The sequence below is a fragment of the Phormidium sp. CCY1219 genome (assembly GCF_055795085.1).
Map to the genome: position 1 here is coordinate 1 of NZ_JAYFEQ010000503.1, position 16,042 is coordinate 16,042.

20 protein-coding genes are annotated in these 16,042 nt (G+C 51.3%); 3 read left to right on the forward strand and 17 right to left on the reverse strand.

Annotated elements, in window-relative coordinates:
• Window positions 1–72: 72 nt before the first annotated feature.
• Window positions 73–396 (forward strand): Grx4 family monothiol glutaredoxin, encoded by a 324-nt coding sequence (gene grxD, locus AC0QH1_RS13090; protein ID WP_324631590.1) that lies wholly within the window; start codon window positions 73–75, stop codon window positions 394–396.
• Here the strand turns inward: grxD and AC0QH1_RS13095 are convergent.
• Together AC0QH1_RS13095 and AC0QH1_RS13100 are read right to left on the reverse strand one after the other, a co-directional pair.
• Window positions 393–629, reverse strand: coding sequence for a hypothetical protein (locus AC0QH1_RS13095; RefSeq protein WP_324631591.1), 237 nt, complete (start codon window positions 627–629; stop codon window positions 393–395). The two genes, grxD and AC0QH1_RS13095, sit on opposite strands and share 4 nt — an antisense overlap.
• A 376-nt stretch (window positions 630–1,005) precedes the next feature.
• On the reverse strand, window positions 1,006–1,257 hold the full coding sequence (locus AC0QH1_RS13100; protein ID WP_324631592.1) for a DUF6761 family protein: 252 nt from the start codon (window positions 1,255–1,257) through the stop codon (window positions 1,006–1,008).
• 604 nt (window positions 1,258–1,861) lie between these two features.
• On the opposite strand from AC0QH1_RS13100, the gene AC0QH1_RS13105 reads away from it, so the two are divergent.
• Window positions 1,862–2,644, forward strand: a complete 783-nt coding sequence (locus AC0QH1_RS13105) for a response regulator transcription factor (protein ID WP_324631593.1) — start codon at window positions 1,862–1,864, stop codon at window positions 2,642–2,644.
• A 109-nt stretch (window positions 2,645–2,753) separates the two neighbouring features.
• Here the strand turns inward: AC0QH1_RS13105 and AC0QH1_RS13110 are convergent, their stop codons facing one another.
• The 5 genes from AC0QH1_RS13110 to AC0QH1_RS13130 form a co-directional block, all read right to left on the reverse strand.
• Window positions 2,754–2,885 carry a hypothetical protein gene (locus AC0QH1_RS13110; RefSeq protein ID WP_324631594.1) on the reverse strand — a complete coding sequence of 44 codons (132 nt, stop codon included), beginning with the start codon at window positions 2,883–2,885 and terminating at the stop codon, window positions 2,754–2,756.
• Window positions 2,882–3,661 carry an ABC transporter ATP-binding protein gene (locus AC0QH1_RS13115; protein WP_324631595.1) on the reverse strand — a complete coding sequence of 260 codons (780 nt, stop codon included), beginning with the start codon at window positions 3,659–3,661 and terminating at the stop codon, window positions 2,882–2,884. The genes AC0QH1_RS13110 and AC0QH1_RS13115 overlap by 4 nt, the downstream gene beginning before the upstream one ends.
• A gap of 14 nt (window positions 3,662–3,675) precedes the next feature.
• The gene (locus AC0QH1_RS13120; RefSeq protein ID WP_324631624.1) at window positions 3,676–4,200 is read right to left on the reverse strand and encodes a hypothetical protein; all 525 of its coding nucleotides are present in this window, start codon (window positions 4,198–4,200) and stop codon (window positions 3,676–3,678) included.
• 165 nt (window positions 4,201–4,365) lie between these two features.
• Complete coding sequence (locus AC0QH1_RS13125) at window positions 4,366–4,803, reverse strand: DUF4079 domain-containing protein (protein ID WP_324631626.1); 438 nt, start codon at window positions 4,801–4,803, stop codon at window positions 4,366–4,368.
• Window positions 4,804–5,006: 203 nt separating this feature from the next.
• Window positions 5,007–5,399 (reverse strand): DUF1830 domain-containing protein, encoded by a 393-nt coding sequence (locus AC0QH1_RS13130; RefSeq protein WP_324631597.1) that lies wholly within the window; start codon window positions 5,397–5,399, stop codon window positions 5,007–5,009.
• A 450-nt stretch (window positions 5,400–5,849) separates the two neighbouring features.
• Here AC0QH1_RS13130 and AC0QH1_RS13135 point away from each other — a divergent pair, with 450 nt between their 5' ends.
• Window positions 5,850–7,421 carry a photosystem II high light acclimation radical SAM protein gene (locus AC0QH1_RS13135; protein WP_324631599.1) on the forward strand — a complete coding sequence of 524 codons (1,572 nt, stop codon included), beginning with the start codon at window positions 5,850–5,852 and terminating at the stop codon, window positions 7,419–7,421.
• 156 nt (window positions 7,422–7,577) lie between these two features.
• Here AC0QH1_RS13135 and AC0QH1_RS13140 read toward each other — a convergent pair whose 3' ends face one another.
• From AC0QH1_RS13140 to AC0QH1_RS13185, 10 genes are all read right to left on the reverse strand, one after another.
• The gene (locus AC0QH1_RS13140) at window positions 7,578–8,393 is read right to left on the reverse strand and encodes an MBL fold metallo-hydrolase (RefSeq protein ID WP_324631600.1); all 816 of its coding nucleotides are present in this window, start codon (window positions 8,391–8,393) and stop codon (window positions 7,578–7,580) included.
• A gap of 59 nt (window positions 8,394–8,452) precedes the next feature.
• Complete coding sequence (locus AC0QH1_RS13145) at window positions 8,453–10,702, reverse strand: CHASE2 domain-containing protein (RefSeq protein WP_324631601.1); 2,250 nt, start codon at window positions 10,700–10,702, stop codon at window positions 8,453–8,455.
• 13 nt (window positions 10,703–10,715) lie between these two features.
• Window positions 10,716–11,465: a DUF928 domain-containing protein gene (locus AC0QH1_RS13150; RefSeq protein ID WP_324631602.1), complete on the reverse strand. Its 750-nt coding sequence runs from the start codon at window positions 11,463–11,465 to the stop codon at window positions 10,716–10,718.
• A 265-nt stretch (window positions 11,466–11,730) separates the two neighbouring features.
• A complete protein-coding gene (locus AC0QH1_RS13155) occupies window positions 11,731–11,865 on the reverse strand; it encodes a DUF6760 family protein (RefSeq protein ID WP_442957310.1) in 135 nt (44 codons plus the stop codon).
• Window positions 11,841–12,206, reverse strand: a complete 366-nt coding sequence (locus tag AC0QH1_RS13160; RefSeq protein WP_324631603.1) for a hypothetical protein — start codon at window positions 12,204–12,206, stop codon at window positions 11,841–11,843. Before AC0QH1_RS13160 ends, AC0QH1_RS13155 begins: the two co-directional genes overlap by 25 nt.
• The gene (locus AC0QH1_RS13165; protein WP_442957311.1) at window positions 12,178–12,531 is read right to left on the reverse strand and encodes a hypothetical protein; all 354 of its coding nucleotides are present in this window, start codon (window positions 12,529–12,531) and stop codon (window positions 12,178–12,180) included. The genes AC0QH1_RS13160 and AC0QH1_RS13165 overlap by 29 nt, the downstream gene beginning before the upstream one ends.
• A 6-nt stretch (window positions 12,532–12,537) precedes the next feature.
• Window positions 12,538–13,029 carry a phage tail protein gene (locus AC0QH1_RS13170; protein WP_324631604.1) on the reverse strand — a complete coding sequence of 164 codons (492 nt, stop codon included), beginning with the start codon at window positions 13,027–13,029 and terminating at the stop codon, window positions 12,538–12,540.
• 87 nt (window positions 13,030–13,116) lie between these two features.
• A complete protein-coding gene (locus AC0QH1_RS13175) occupies window positions 13,117–13,599 on the reverse strand; it encodes a phage tail protein (RefSeq protein WP_324631605.1) in 483 nt (160 codons plus the stop codon).
• Window positions 13,600–13,694: 95 nt separating this feature from the next.
• A complete protein-coding gene (locus AC0QH1_RS13180) occupies window positions 13,695–14,165 on the reverse strand; it encodes a phage tail protein (RefSeq protein ID WP_324631606.1) in 471 nt (156 codons plus the stop codon).
• Between the two features lie 107 nt (window positions 14,166–14,272).
• Window positions 14,273–16,000: a phage tail sheath family protein gene (locus tag AC0QH1_RS13185; protein WP_324631607.1), complete on the reverse strand. Its 1,728-nt coding sequence runs from the start codon at window positions 15,998–16,000 to the stop codon at window positions 14,273–14,275.
• Window positions 16,001–16,042 lie beyond the last annotated feature (42 nt).

A 16,042-nucleotide genomic window follows, 5' to 3' on the forward strand; every position in this document is an offset into this window, starting at 1 on the left:
TAAAGCCGCACGTTCGTTTTTCCTCCCCCGGCTAAAGCACGGGGGTTTCCAAACGTATCGGAGGTTATCATCATGACTCCAGAACTGAAAGCGAAAATCGATAACATCATCAACAGCCACAAACTCGTGGTATTCATGAAAGGCACCAAACTGATGCCCCAGTGCGGTTTCTCCAACAACGCCGTACAAATTCTCAATACCTTGGGCGTCCCTTACGAAACCGTTAACGTTCTGGAAGACTACGAAATTCGTCAGGGCATTAAAGAGTATTCTAACTGGCCGACGATTCCGCAAGTTTATCTGAATGGTGAATTCATTGGCGGTTCTGACATTCTGATCGAGCTTTATCAAAGTGGCGAGTTGCCCCAAATTGTGGAAGTCGCCCTCGCTTCTTAAATCCCGTTAAGTTTTAACATTCCTTCTTCCCCTCGCAGAATTGGGTCATTTCCCCCATCCTCTGAGGGGATTTTTTCTGCGATGATGCCCCAAAGCGCCTCCCGGTGGCGGAAATTGGTGCCGCATCGTTTCCCTAGAGGCGCGCACCCCGCAAAACAAAACAACCGATAGCTTAAGCGATCGCTCGCTTTTGTGGGGTATAAGTGCAAGCCGATCGCGGCAGCAGTTGGCACCACCTTGGCAATTATTTGTCGCGCTTTTTATAAGAAAATTTTATATAAAGCGCCCGTTTTGCGATCGCCGCACTTTCGGTTCGCACCGACGAGAACTTGGCGACCCTAATACATTAAAATTTCACGTTTGTCAATACATATTAGCAAAACAAATAAAAAGGAACGGCAAGCCGTTCCTCGAGAGCTAAAGATGGATTTTTCCCAACCGCCGAACACGCGAAGCGGATGGCAGCGGATCTCGCGCTTCGAGATTGCAAATTAAAATAACCACGGGATTCTAGATAAAAAATTTTTAATAAAAAACCCAAGCATCATTAGCGCTTGGGCTGAGATGCTGGATTAAAAGACCTAATGATTTCCCTCACGGTGCAAGCCGTCAATAATACCGGGTTTCCGGTTGAGGCTGGGGCATGAGTTCGAAATTAGAAGGGTCGTGAAGGAAGCGAATCGCTTCTTCCTCTAGCCTGTGAATGAGAAAGGCTTCGATGGTATTGGTCTGTCGCAAGGCGGCGATATAGCCTGACAGATAAAGCCGTAGGTCATCGAGGCGATATCCTCGGTTCCACATATCTACGAGAGAATCGCTGAGTTTTTGGTAATGGCGGATGGTTGCAGTGTCTTGCAGCATAGTTTCCTGGTTGAATTCAGCAAAGGGGAGTCTTTTTCCGGGGGTAAGCGCCACAGACGACCCGACGCTTAGGGGTCTGTATTCAGTGGAATGGAGTTTGGATGGCGCACAGCCACGCGATCGCCCCCGAGAATCGCTTATTTTTCTTTGACGCTCCCCATATCCATATTGTTCGGTGGGGAAACAAGGCGATCGGGGGATTCCTGAATCTTGCCCGGGGGAAGCCGAAATCGTTGAGCTTCTGGGAATTCGATTCATCACCCTTGCGCTTTACCCATCCGACCCACTGACCCCGGTAGGGGGTGAACCTGGAGGGAACATGTTGACTCGGAACTGTAGGCGCTCCGATGTCCCGGTGGGATCCATGAGGGAGGTTCCTGCTTACCCTAGGAAAAGTGACCTACTCTTATTTTACCTAGATCTGCACTCCGGGTGGGAAGACCCCTAAGGCAGATAAAATGATTTGATGATATTTTTACACCCTGCGGCATTAACTTTTAATTTCCTTAACCTAGAGGGTTGAGTCAGAGTAGCGGAAGTTACAAAACCCTGACAAAAGCTTTGTTAACCTTGACTTTACCGACGTAAAGGAAACGAAACAGTTGTGGTCTCTGTTTGCATTTTAATTGTAGAGGGCAATCCTCACCTGCGATCGCTGTTAGGTTGGCACCTACAGCAAGTCGGCTATGGGGTGTACCAATCCGCTGACATCCGTCACGCAAGAGAAATTTTCTACAATCGCCATCCGACGCTTGTCATCCTTGACAGTGAATTACCCGATGGTGATGGTGTAGAATTTTGCCGATGGTTGCATCAGCAACAAGAATCGATCGTGCTGATGTTATCCGCTCGCAATACCGAAGCCGATATCGTGCAAGGCTTAAAAGCCGGTGCCGATGATTACCTGACCAAACCCTTTGGAATGCAGGAATTCCTCGCCAGAGTGGAAGCAATGGTGCGGCGGTATCGAAAAATGACGCCTCCCGCCAACTTGGACTATGGGGATCTGCAAATCGATCTTGTGCAGCGCCGCGTGTGCTATAAAAACGAATCCATCGATTTAACCCCGCAAGAATTTAGCTTGCTTTATGTTTTGGCGCAAGCGGAGGGATTGCCGATGACTCGTCAGGAATTGCTGCGTCGCGCGTGGCCCGATGCTATTGACAATCCTCGAACCATCGACACTCACGTGCTGTCTTTACGCAAAAAAATTGAAACCGATCCCCGCCAACCGAGTTTAATTCAAACCGTGCGGAATGTCGGCTATCGATTAAATATTGAAATCCTCGATGGTCATTCCTCCACTCCCCCCGCACCCGCTGCGAAAAAACGAACGCCGATGCGTGAATTGTCCCAGGTAGCAGCGGGCAACGGACATCCCCATTAGGCTCCGTAACAAATTATACCAGTTAGGTTGACAATGCAACCCATCAAGCGGGAGGAAGGAACAAATCGGGGATAGGTCAATCCCACAGCGATGAATTAAACCGACGATCTCATCGCTTGGTAATGCCTTCCCCGCTCTCTATGCTTAGCCGATTCGGAGGATGTGCCTGCACTCCATTGCATCGGCGATCGCGCGGTTTCATCCCGCCACCGGTCCATCCGGCGCGGCGCAATTTTATCATTCCCATTCTCTGGCTGACTCAGCCTCGGCTTCGATTAAATTCGATCGCAATTTTTCCCAATCAGCGCGATCGCCCCTGCACTCCTCAACCAAATTGCCTCGCTCCAAATAAACCACCCGAGTGCAAAATTCCTCTGCTAGATCGAGCTGATGATTCACCATCACAATGGTGGTTTGCTCAGTCTGCGCCAGTTGTCTCAACAGCCGCAATACCGAGGCAGATCGTCCCGCATCTAGGGCACTGGTTGGCTCGTCTAATAATAAAATTTTCGGTTGAATAGCTAATGCGCGGCATAACGCCACCAGTTGTCGCTCTCCTAGGGATAGCTGCACTTCGGTGCGATCGAGCCATTCTGACGGAACGTTCAACTGCTCGAGCCAATACACCACTCGCCGTTTAATCTCTCGATCCTTCATCCCCCGCAACACCAGGGGATAGCGGATGGCGTCTCCCACGGACATTCCCAACAATTTGGATTCTTGCAACACCAAGGTGACTTGTTGGCGCAATTCAAGCACCGGAATATTTTCGTAATGGCGTCCCTCGAGATAAATCGCGCCTTGGGTGGGGTCGATCAGTCGGTTTAACAAGCGCAACAGGGAGGTTTTCCCCGCACCAGACGGCCCGACAATGGCCAGCCGATCGCCGGCTTGTACCTCCAAGGACATCTGGTTGAGGATAGCCGCACCCACATTTCCGCCGCCGATCGCCGCCTTTAATTCTACGCGATCGAGCTGCAGTTGGGGCGTGGGTTCGCTTGCTAAGCTCTTTACCATAACCTCTCGATTCCCTACCCAACTCCCACCGCTGTGGCGATCGTCCAGGCATCCACCAGCAACAACAATCCCGTGAATCCAAGCAAAATCAAATACATCCAGGGTTGCGCTAACGGGCGCACATCTCTGGTGTCAATCCCGGTTTTCGCGGATACCAATCGCACCAATTTCGCAAATCCCGCCACTCGCATGGGCAGCAAATACCCTTCCCCAGATTGACTGGAGAAATAGTACACCACTCCCCCTTGACCGGTGGTGCGCGGTTTGAGTGCTTTCACCTCTTCCCAGGGCAAAAACCAGCCTTTGCGAAACAAGGAGGGCACCCACTGGGGATAGGTGACTTGAATCCCTCGGGCATCTAACACCACTCGCTCGCTCAGTGCTGCGTAGAGGGCAACAGCGCCGAGGCTCAATCCCACCCACAGTAGGGCTGGAGGGACTGGCGCTTCGGTGGCTTCGGAGAGAAAGGGCAGGGGCACGGTAAGAGCCACATACAAACTCAGAAGGGTTATCCGGATTAAGGGAGAAATCCGAAAAATACAAGGCTTCGAGAGGCTTTCATCGGCATCAGCAACCGATGAAGGTTGGCGGTTGGGGGGATGGAGGGGTTCTGATGTCACGAGTTAGTTACGCAGGTGGAATGAGGATAATCGGCGGCGCTTACGCGCGCCCCTGTGCCCTATATTAACCGATCGCCGCTCGGATTATGGCAGGTATTTTTGCACTACGGTCCACCCACTCCAAGACACCCAGGCTAAGGTACAAAATAACAGGACGTTTGTGGTAACATGTGTGGGTCTAGCCCAGGGCTGGCGAGGTCCGATTTGTGTGGCACTCCAGGCGGAAAACAGCACCAGTGCTACCACACTCAATCCGGCCCACAAATGCACGGAATGCCCTAAGGTGCCATAGTGACCCAAGGTGCCGACAATCCCAATCCCTAGCAGCAGCAAGACTAACACGACTAGGGTTCCCCCGAGAAACCAGTGCAGCGATCGGGCAAATACCCTTCTCCCCCGCCGCGATTTGCGCGCCCGGAACATCCAAATCCCGGTCAATGCCAACAAAAAATAGGCGGCGATCGATAATCCCATCGACCACGCCGCTATTTTCCATAACCATAGAAACGAAGGCAAATCCAATATATTTTCCCCCATGAATGGCGAACCAACGATTGCCTTTCATTGTATTATTTTTTGAGGCTGGATTGCCCCAGCCCCTTGCACCCCGAGTTTCTTGTCGCAGTTGCCTGTAGGTTTTTCTGGTAGGCTTTGATTTATTAAAAATGGGTTGGCAAAGATGTTAGCTCGCGCAACCCTAGTATCACCCCAAATTTTTCATGTTATTAAACCGAGGTTAAAGTGGGTGATGAAAAGGAGTCTGTCACAGACCCGTCTGGATTATCTGTGCTGTTATCTGGCGCTTGGGTGTTTGCGCTTGTCCCGGCTTCTCCATCGGGAGGTTCGGCATCGGGATCGCCGTCTTCGACGATTTGCAAGCGCGTGCAAGGAATCTTATCGGATAAAATTGCACTCGCCATCATGCCGCAATGGATTTCGAGTAGGGCTTCGGAAAACGCTTCAAAAACAAGGCGCTGTCCGGGAAACACCACGCGCTCAAAATACCAGTTGGGAATATTGCTAATCCGCGCAATTTGGATTTTGCTGGTGGCATTGACATAGCAGCACAGAATGTGACCGGGGCGGTCAGCCGGAATGGGATCGAGAATTTGAGCCATGACGATCGAGGAGCTAATTTAACTAAACAACCTATTTATATTTTTCCACGGTAACATCTCGCGATCCCCACAAGCTGTAAACGCGACTACCAACTGCAGCGGATTTTGAAGCTTTTTGGGTTAAAGATTGGTCAAATCTAAGTTAAGATTTTCTTATCAGTGCCATCGATCCCCTCAATCAGGGCATTGGCGGCGCAAAACGTACTGCCATAAGAAAGTTTAATGGCAAATTAGGGGCCTCCAGGAGGGACTTTCGGGGGCGATCGCGCCGCTCAAAAGTCCCAGATTCGCTTCCCGGTAAGCATGATTGCTCAGGGAGTGGGGAGCCTCTACCGGCGGAAAATGTGCTAGCATCTAAGCCAAACAGAGGGATTCGCTCGCCTCTCATCCCGTTGCCGGGATTTAAAATTAAGATATATAAACAGTCTGCCGAAAACCCTTTTAAACCCTATGGAAAATCGCATCCTCTACGTCCGCCTCCCTTGCAACCCCATTTTTCCCATCGGGGTGGTTTATCTCGCCGATGCGGTACATAAGCTCTTCCCGAATTTAAAACAACGCATTTTTGACTTGGGCACTGTCCCGCCTTTGGATTTCGCCGGTGCCCTGGATGCCTGTGTGGATGAATTTCAACCCACCCTGCTGGTCTTCTCTTGGCGCGATATTCAAATTTACGCCCCGGTGGGGGGTCGCGGGGGCAATCCTTTGCAAAATGCTTTCGAGTTTTACTATGCCCGCAATCCCTTGGTGAAACTCCGGGGCGCATTGGGCGGATTGCGGATTACTACGGCATACTATCAGGAACTCTGGCGCAATCTGGGCCTGATTAAACGCGGATTGAAGCGCGCTCGCAAGTACCACCCGCAGGCGCGGGCGATCGTGGGCGGCGGCGCAGTAAGTGTGTTCTACGAACAACTGGGTCGCACTCTCCCCCCAGGAACGATTGTTTCGGTCGGCGAAGGTGAAGCACTTCTGGAAAAATACCTGCGCGGTGACGATTTTAATGACGAACGCTGCTATGTGGTTGGGGAAACTCAACCTCGCGATCGCATGATTCACGAAAAACCAACCCCTATCGAAAAAACCGCCTGTCAATACGACTACATCGAAACCATTTGGCCGGAATTCGAATACTATCTCCAAGAACAAGATTTCTATGTGGGTGTCCAAACCAAACGCGGTTGCCCTCATAACTGCTGCTACTGCATCTATACGGTGATTGAAGGCAAGCAGGTCCGCATTAACCCCGCTGATGAAGTGGTGGCGGAAATGCGTCAGCTTTACAACCGGGGTATCCGCAATTTCTGGTTTACCGATGCTCAGTTTATCCCGGCCCGTAAATATATCGATGATGCCATCGAATTGCTCCAAAAAATTCTGGCGGCAGGCATGAATGACATCCATTGGGCTGCCTATATCCGGGCAGATAATCTGACGCCGGAATTATGCGATTTGATGGTAAAAACTGGGATGAATTATTTTGAAATCGGCATCACCAGCGGTTCCCAAGAATTGGTTCGCAAAATGCGAATGGGCTATAACCTGCGGGTGGTTTTGGAAAACTGTCGCGATTTGAAATCGGCAGGATTTAACGATTTGGTGTCGGTGAATTATTCGTTTAATGTGATTGACGAAACCTTCGATACCATCCGTCAAACAATTGCCTATCATCGCGAATTGGAACGGATTTTTGGGGCGGATAAGGTCGAACCGGCTATTTTCTTTATCGGGTTGCAACCCCATACTCATTTGGAAGAGTATGCGTTTAAAAACGATTACCTGCAACCGGGTTACGACCCGATGAGTATGATGCCTTGGACCGCACGCAAATTACTCTGGAATCCAGAACCCCTGGGGTCGTTCTTTGGTGAAGTTTGCTTGTCCGCTTGGCGTCGCAATCCCAATGATTTCGGTCGGGAAGTGATGCGGATTTTAGAAGAACGTCTGGGTTGTGCAGATTTAGAAACGGCTCTTTGTGCCCCGATGAGTTCCGATCGCAAGCCGTTGGTGAAGGTGGGTTAGTTCCACCGATTTCCCTCGGAAAAACCCCTTTGAATTCTCTTATTTTGGCTTCAAACTGGTTTTTCCGGGGATTCCCCATCCCGTTTCCCCTATGATTCTAGATCGGGCACTGCCCGGTTCCGAGAGGGGGTAAGAGCGGGTAGATATTACAGGTTATCAACTCGAAATATTCATGTCTGCCGAGACGGGGCGATCGCGATCGGTGGAAGGGGAGAAATCAAACACCTGTCCGCGTCGGACAAATCCGAGAAAGCCATCGTGTTGGGCATCGGGAAGCGGACCGGGTTGATATCCATACAGCCACATTTTATTTTTAATTGGTGCGGGCAAATTCACCAGTTGATTGTAGTGGGCGTGAACTGGAGAGGGAAATTTGGAGGTTTCGCAGTCGTGGAAAATCAAATCGGCGCGATCGTAATAGTCTTTGATTTCATCAACGCACAACTGAGTATCGGTTGTGAGAAACATCTTCTGTCCGGCAATTTCAAAGAACAATCCATAGGTAGGCATAACAAAAAAGCCATTATTAATATGGATGACTTTTACCAGTTTAAACTCGATGTTTTCCCAGGTAAAAGAGCCGTGACGAGGGATTTTTTCCACCTCAAAAAACGTATCCAAATCGTTGAGTTCGCCCTCCACAGAGCGCAGTCCACCAGAGAGGGTTTTTTCCCACAAATCTGCTGCCAAATCTTTACTTAAATACAGGCGAGGTTTTTGGCAGCGGGGGTCAAATTTGGTGGTAAAGGCGATATATTCGAGACCTCCCACATGATCCGAGTGCAAGTGACTGATGTAAATATCGGTGATATCCAGATGAGAATAGCCGACCTCGTGGAGGGAAAAGCGGATATCCGAGCCGCAATCGAGCAAGAGTTTGTTGCCGCGATCGCTAATCAAGAGCAGGTTAGAGTGATAATTACCAGCACCGACGGTAAAAGCGGAACCGGAACCTAAAAAGATTAATTTCATAATTGTCCTCAAATGTCCGTTTAAATTATCCAGTGGGAAACACCGAAAAAATACCTCCTTTACGCCAGAGTGCTTTGAGCTTCTAGTTCTTTGTAAAGCGCATCGAGGCGAGTGGCGATGGGTGGAGGTGTAGAGGTCAGCCTGATGTAAAAACTGCCCGTTTTTCCGGTTGATTTTTCCAGCACTTTAGCATAAATATCTTCGCCGGTTAAATTCGGATTGTCGCTCACCAGATTCAGCTTAATATTGCTCAGGGGAGGGGGTAAAGCGTCGCTCTCTCGATATTCGGTACTCAGTTGCGCTTCTTTTGCCGAAAGTTCTACTAAAATTCCCCTTGACATTTCCTCGCTCATGTGCTTGCCGGACAAAACGGTGTATTGAACCGGGAGGGGTTCGGAAAGGGGGAAAAAGATTTCTTCTTCTTTCGACAAGGCGATATTGTACGGACCGCCGATACCGCCGACTTCGTAAATGATAATCGGTTCTTTCACGCCTTTGGGCATGACTTCTCGTTCCCCGTCAATCTGGATGAGTTCTGGACCGCCGGCATCTTGTAAGGTGCGATCGCCGATCAGGATTTGACCGCCGGTGGTATAGGATTCGATGCGATAGGTTAAATTGACTTGACTGCCCACCACGCCATATTTGGTGCGTTTTTCCGAGCCGATATTGCCCACGACGACTTCGCCGGTATTGATGCCGATGCCCATTTCCAGGGGAGGGAGATGCCACTGTTGGATAGTTTGGTTGACTTCGTGCATAGCAAGCTGCATGGCGACGGCGCAAGCGATCGCGCGGGTGGGGTCGTCGGGTTTGGGAGTGGGGGCACCAAAGAGGACCAAAATGCCATCGCCCATAAACTCGTCAATGGTGCCTTGATAGGCGGTGATGACATCTGCCATATAGCCGAGATAGAAGTTAAGAATTTTGACCACTTCTTCCGGGGTCAAGCGCTCGGATAAGGCAGTAAATCCGCGTAAATCGGAGGTTAAGATGGTGATTTTGCGCCGTTCGCCGCCGAGTTTGAGACCTTCGGGATTTTCTAAGAGGTTGGCGACGACGCCATCGGTGAGATAGCGACCGAAGATTTGGCGGATATCGCCGGCGGTCCGGGCGATATAGGCGGTAATGGCGATCGCGGAACCCACCAGGGCCAAAGCTGCCGGCACCACTGGAATCCACCAGCCAGACAAGAAGGCACCATAGGTGATGCCCAACAAAGCGCTAGCACAGAGGAGGGCGATCGCGGTTCGTTGCCAAGAGAGATATCGCACCCCGCCGGCATAGCGCCATTTCCAGGTGAGGAAAGCACCCAGACTACTCCAGAAGACGATCCACAGCCATTCGTAAGGGTCGGGCCAGGTTTTAATCAAGGGGCGATCGTCCAGGGCGGCCCCGAGGATTTGACTGATGAGATTGGCATGAACTTCCACTCCCGGCATGCGGCTACCGGGGTCAGTGGTATAAGGGGTGAAAAATAAGTCCTGGAAGCTCTCGCCCACGGCTCCGATGAGGACGATGCGATCGCGTCCCCAATCTGGGGGAACGCGATTTTTCAGGATATCCATCAGGGAGACCCGCTCGTACAAGCCGCCGGAACCTGTATAATTTAGCAGGACTTGATAGCCGCCCGCATCAGCTCTCACATAACCCCCATCATTGGGTTGAAAGGGTTTAAATACCGTGGGGCCGAACTGCCACCAGTCCGTCCCTGGGGCAAGCTGGGGGGCGATGCCTTCCGCCTCCAGATACAGACTGGCCAATAGCAGGCTAAAGCTGTAGACCGGATTGCCATTGGCATCGGTTAAGGTGAGCAAACCGCGCCGCAGGGTGCGGTCTGCATCGAAAATCAAGTCGTTCGCACCTACGTATTGCAAACCGGGGGGCGCGTCTACCCGGTCGCGATCGCGATCGCCGATAACTTTTTGGATGCCCACCAGATTCGGCGTGGATTGGAAGATATCTAAGAGGGCTTGATGGCCCGGTTCTACCGGGCGATCGCGATAAACGTCCAAGCCGATGGCCCTCACGCCTCTGGCGTTCAGGTTTTCGATTAATGCGGCATAGAAGCGATCGGGAATGATGGCTTGTCCCAATTCTCTCACATCTGCTTCGTTGATGCCCACGATCGCGATCCGGTCGTCCGGTTCTTCCCCAGGGCGCAGGCGCATGTACTGGTCAAACATTGCCCATTCCCAAGGTTGCAGCATTCCACTCAAGCGCAACAGAATCACCGCTGCCGCAACCGAGGGTGCTGTTATCCACACCCCGCGCCATTCCCACAGCAATTGTTTGACCTTTTCCCACATGACGGGACTCCCGTTAGTTTTCTACCGTGCAACATTCCGCGAACGGGGGGTCGGAGAATTCCCCGAGTCCCACCGAGGTTAACAGTTCTTCCCACTGCTCTGGATATTCAGGGCGCAACTGTGCTAAAATCGTTACGGTTTCGTTCCAGATTCGTTCTTGGGCATACATCTCCGCTTGCTCTAGGGGCGTGGCACTTTCCAGTTGAGTTTGTAACTCTTCACTGAGTGCTTTGCGTTCGATTTCCCCTTGAACCAGTTCATCGGCTTGGCGATCGCTGCGATCGCAAACTAACGCAAACTGCCATAGGTATGTTTCCCCCACCTTTAAATTCGTCGTTTCTGGCAGACTGACTTTAACGATACCCGAGGTATCCGACACCTCAAATTCATTAAAGTAAATTTCCTCCCCCTCTTCACTGACAATCGCGAATTCTCCCCCTTCAGCGCTATTTTCTGGCACGTAGATAAAGAACGTGGGATTTCCCGCTACCGTGGTCGCCATATTGTCCCGGGTGGGCATCAACGCGGTCAGAGGCATGGTATCCTCCGCCCGACAGGATGCATCATTGTCGCCGCGCACGCCCCCGCCTACAGTGCTTCGCGGTCCGCTCCGACTTCCCGCCGGCGGAGGGGGAAATTCCAGAGCAATCGGCGAGGGGGCTTGCCGTTGGGCGCGCACTTGCGCCGAGAATCCCCACAGCGCCACTGAGGACAAAACTAGGGCTAGGATCGTTAATAAATGAATTGATTTAAGCCTACTCACGATCGAAATACCTCCACATGACCGAATGATGGATGAGTGAAAGGGGCACGGGGGATATGGAAAAAAGAACGTTTGATGTACTGCTATGATAGTGGTTTTTTCCCAAGAGTGCCAGGGCGATCGCGGGAGAAAGAATTGGCTCAAACTGGATCCGCATTGCCCGCGATCGCTCTGGCTTATTTTAGCAGCATCTCCAAATGCTTTTTTCTGGCCCGCGTCTTCCCCTGTTTGTTGACGATTAGCGCCCCAAAAGTTTCATTTTGCTTTATTGGCTGCTTTTGAGCTGTGCGATCGCCCCATTCCAGCGATGTCTTTGTGCGTGTTCCAGACTTAAAATCTCATCTAAAGACCAATGAAAATAAAACGCAATGGTGGCTACCTCTTGGTGGAGGCGATCCAAGGGGTAGCCGATAATTCCCCCGAGGCGATCGGCTCCATTTCCGGTTGATTCAACTGTAGGTAAAACTCGCGCAAATAGACTAAATCCACTAAAAACAATTGCTCTAACAATTCCGGCGTCAGAGGGGCAAGGGTACCGAGACGAGTAATCAGCCGCGACAACAGGCTGATAATCCCATAAGCTGGATTTTCTCGCACCCGGATATCATTTTGAAAGTAAATTTCATCTTTTCCTGTCGCCAGACGCATTATCCCATGACGATGAATGTTGCCCCCCGGATCGACCAATCCTCGGGGAAGAATAAAGGGAAATTCAGTAGAAGGAAGGGTTGGATGGCTCATCGGTGTTTGCAGGAACAATATTTGCAGAATTTTCCGCTTCCAGGGCGTTGATTTGCCGATAAAAATTTTGTAAATAATACAAATCGGCGGCAAATAGATTTTCGATAACCGTCGGCGTCACCGGTTCTATAACCCCGAGACGGAGAATTACCCGCGAGAGGATAATCACCGTGGCGTATGCGGGATTGGTTTTCACGCGCGGATCGCGCATCGGGACAATTTCATCCATCGCCCGCGCCAACCGCATCACTCCTTGGCGGTGTAAATTGCCCTCCGGATCGAGATATCCTTTAGGTAAGGTAAATTCAAACTCGGTTTGAATCATTAGCAATTAAACAACGGCTACCCGTTTTAATTCTTCTACAGTCACTTCCATCTCTTCGATTTCTAATTCATTTCCCCCCACATTCAGGTCAGAAATGGTATAGCTCACGGGCCAAGCGCGTTTAAACTCCAATCTAAACTGGGGTTCGGCACCTTGATTGTAGATAGTTAAAGACCCATCGCGTTTTTGGCTTGCCCAATTGCCGTTTTGTACCGAATCGATCCAATTCCAGAGGGTCATGGAAATAGTCAATCCCCGGCGTAAAGTCAGGTTGGTATAGCTGACATTGCCGGGAAGTTTCGTGCGGATAACGCGACCTCTGGATTGACCTTTGTTGCCCCACATTTGCGGCGTGACTTCGCAGATTTCGATGGTATCTTGACTGGATTTAAACCCCTTGCATTCCATGAAATAGCCATCCACATTCTCGATGCTGCCATCGAGTTGCAGTTCAAAGAAAAATCGACAAGCGGCTAAGAGTTCGGGAAAGTCTGGCACGGTTTTTGGTGGGTAAATTGAATGATTGGCGAAAGTTTGGGGGGCGCGCAAATCGCTTTTTTGTCCCCCCATCGGCGGTAAGCTTGTCTATTTCGTGCGCTTCACGTATTCGTAAGCAAAGGTGACGGTTTCTTTCAAAGCCTCATTGCCCGCAGCATCCAGTCCTGACATGTTGTACGTCTTCGGCATCACGCCTTTAAACGTCCAACTGGCTGACTCCGAACCATCTTGTTTAAATACGGTAATGGTGGCTTCTTCCGTCTTACCTTTGGTTTTCGTCGCCCCCCCGAGGTCTGGCGTGGAGTGAGACTCGTAAAACCAATCGGCTACGGCTTTGGGTGCTTTGCTAGAGGTTACAAACGTCACCGTCACCTCTTGGGATTCTACTGCTGAAGGTGCGGCTTGACGATTCACCTTGCTTTTGGCGGCTACACCAAATGCTCCTTCCGCATTGGTGACCGGAATGCTCATTTTAATTCCAGAAATGGATTCGACGAGCAAATCTGAACTGAGATTGTCGGACTTAAATTCAAATCTAGCCTGAGAAAGCGGTTCCTTATCGACTGCCATTTTTTACTCCTTTGGGTTCTCCGGTTAACGATTTTCAGTGAGTTCAGCATCCTACAAATGGCTGAGTGGTTCCACTGGACTGATGCTAGAGCTGACTATTTTTTCCGTTCCACACTTTCCACGTTTAGCTCGAATTTTTCGGTGAGAAACTCTTCTCCGCCAACGTTGAATTCACCGACTTCGTAGCTAACCATTTGACATTGTTTTAGGTCGTAGGTTAACACTTCTTTAGCGTCGGCATCGAAAATAGAAATGGAAGCATCGATAAAATTATCGCTCCATGTTCCATCGCCTTCATAGGTGGCTGGGATGCCCTTTTTAAAATAGTTGTACAGGTCCATATTGCCATCTTGGATGACCGCTTCAATGGTGATGTTTTGGTTGTTGTAGTATCCGGTGGAAACGGTTTGGCGGTTCATTTGTCCCTTGGCGGTGGAGGCGATCGGCTTAGCATGACCGGAGGTTTTCGCCTGGACATCGATGCCACTGAATTTCAGAAGGGGGAATTCCTTGCCATCATAGGTAAATAAAAATCGGTTTGAAGAAATTACAAATAGGTCTGCCATCTGGTTACTCCTGGGAAATCAAATAGTAAGGAAAGGGCTTCAGGGTGGGAGAGGAGGGTGGGTCAGTTGTGCTGAGTTATCGCACAACTGACCAAAGGGAGAAGGAATTATTGACCCGGTGCCCACTGACTGATGCGGAAAATGACAAATTCCGCCGGTCGGACGGGAGCCACGCCCACTTCGATATACAAACGACCCATCATCATGGTATCTGGGGTGTTGAGTTCGCCATCGCACTTCACGAAGAAGGATTCGCCCACCGTATTGCCGACCAACGCACCTTCGCGCCAGAGGCGTTCGAGGAAGCTGGAGACGGTGCGCGTGACCCGCGCCCACAGGGCAGAATCATTGGGTTCAAACACCACCCATTGGGTGCCGATTTCAATGGATTTTTCGATGTAGCTCATCAGGCGACGTACCGGAATGTAGCGCCATTGGATGTTATCGGGTTCGACCAAAGTGCGAGCGCCCCAAATCTTGATCCCTCGGTTGTAGTTGGCGAAGTTGCGGATGCAGTTAATGCCTAACGGGTTTAATACTTCCTGTTCGCGGAAGTTGGTTTCGTAAGCCAGACCGATAACGCCGCGTGGGGTATCGTTGGCGGGGGCTTTGAACAGTCCGCGCGTTTCGTCGGTGCGACACCAGACGCCCATCATGTGCCCGGAAGGGGGAATGGCAATCGGTCGGCCCCCGTTGCGGGGGTTGGGAACTTTGATCCAGGGATAGTACAGGGCACCAAACATGGAACGGCGGTTGAAGGTATTCAACCAAGCGGCTACATCTTGGGGTTTTTGCTGTTCCGGGGGAACGGCGCGGTTTTCGTTCTTTCCGGGTTTGACTGGGGGCGGATCGAGGACCACCATGCGGAACGGGGGGCTGGGGGCGGAGTTCTCGCACATGCTGACCATCATTTCCATGATGCCGTGAACTTGATCCAGGTCGATTTGCCCTTCTTGATAGACTCGCATCAGGTCGGGACAGGCAATCATGGCTACGTCGTCAATCTCGAAAATGCCCTGGACGCCGGTGCGATCGTCGCGCTTGCCTTGCAGTTCTCGCGGTAGGCGATCGGCGTCTTGGATGAACGGCGGCGGCGGAGAGACTTCGTAGGTGCCGTTTATGGGGCGTTTGGACAGGGGGGAAACGGCGGGGAGACCTTCGGCAATGGAGACGTCAATATACTCGGACTCCTGGAGGGCTTCGAGAACGTAGCTGCCTTCTTCGGCGGCTACTTCTTCGTTCATTGTCAGGTGTTCGTAGCTCTCGAGTTCTTCCTCGCCGCGTTTTACGCTAATCTTAAAGTATTGACCATCATCTAGCGGCGGCTCTGCCTCTGAATCTTCCGGCTGCACCGGGGTACTGCTTTCTACAGTAACGCGAACCGGTCCGGTGGCGGCGGGAAGGGCCGGGGTGCCGCCGTCTTCTTCTGCGGCGGGGGCTTCGGCTCCTTTGAGGTTAAACAGCAAGGAGGGGCGTCCGGCAGAGGTGAGGAGTTTGGTGGCGGTTTCGGTGGGGGCTGGGGCTTCGGAACCGGGGAGTTTGGTGCCGATGCTGCTCACCCAACAGCGTCCTCCTCCGTTCAGGAACCAGCCGTACACAGCAAAGGGCAGGTAGGCGTTGAAGTCGGTAAACCCATCGGAACCGGGTTTGCCAAAGTATTCCAGGTACTGATCCCAGGTGGTGACCATCATGGGTTTGAAGACTTCCGCATCGCCGCGTACATCTTCGGTGAATCCAATAAAGCCGGGAACGCTGAGGCTGACGCCTTCGATGGGACGACTCCCTCGGTCTACTTCTTCGACGTAGACGCCTGGGGCAAAATAATCCAATGGCATGAGTGGTTGTCCTCCACTTGGTTTTTCGGTGGGTGGTGCGTG

Bases quoted from the DNA above. Each gene is read 5' to 3' on its own strand.
- AC0QH1_RS13145 (WP_324631601.1), bottom strand. From the start codon at position 10,702: ATGTGGGAAAAGGTCAAACAATTGCTGTGGGAATGGCGCGGGGTGTGG.
- AC0QH1_RS13100 (WP_324631592.1), bottom strand. From the start codon at position 1,257: ATGCTGCAAGACACTGCAACCATCCGCCATTACCAAAAACTCAGCGAT.
- grxD (WP_324631590.1), top strand. From the start codon at position 73: ATGACTCCAGAACTGAAAGCGAAAATCGATAACATCATCAACAGCCAC.
- AC0QH1_RS13140 (WP_324631600.1), bottom strand. From the start codon at position 8,393: ATGAAATTAATCTTTTTAGGTTCCGGTTCCGCTTTTACCGTCGGTGCT.
- AC0QH1_RS13175 (WP_324631605.1), bottom strand. From the start codon at position 13,599: ATGGCAGTCGATAAGGAACCGCTTTCTCAGGCTAGATTTGAATTTAAG.
- AC0QH1_RS13115 (WP_324631595.1), bottom strand. From the start codon at position 3,661: ATGGTAAAGAGCTTAGCAAGCGAACCCACGCCCCAACTGCAGCTCGAT.
- AC0QH1_RS13180 (WP_324631606.1), bottom strand. From the start codon at position 14,165: ATGGCAGACCTATTTGTAATTTCTTCAAACCGATTTTTATTTACCTAT.
- AC0QH1_RS13110 (WP_324631594.1), bottom strand. From the start codon at position 2,885: ATGATAAAATTGCGCCGCGCCGGATGGACCGGTGGCGGGATGAAACCG.
- AC0QH1_RS13130 (WP_324631597.1), bottom strand. From the start codon at position 5,399: ATGGCTCAAATTCTCGATCCCATTCCGGCTGACCGCCCCGGTCACATT.
- AC0QH1_RS13165 (WP_442957311.1), bottom strand. From the start codon at position 12,531: ATGATTCAAACCGAGTTTGAATTTACCTTACCTAAAGGATATCTCGAT.
- AC0QH1_RS13160 (WP_324631603.1), bottom strand. From the start codon at position 12,206: ATGAGCCATCCAACCCTTCCTTCTACTGAATTTCCCTTTATTCTTCCC.
- AC0QH1_RS13185 (WP_324631607.1), bottom strand. From the start codon at position 16,000: ATGCCATTGGATTATTTTGCCCCAGGCGTCTACGTCGAAGAAGTAGAC.
- AC0QH1_RS13135 (WP_324631599.1), top strand. From the start codon at position 5,850: ATGGAAAATCGCATCCTCTACGTCCGCCTCCCTTGCAACCCCATTTTT.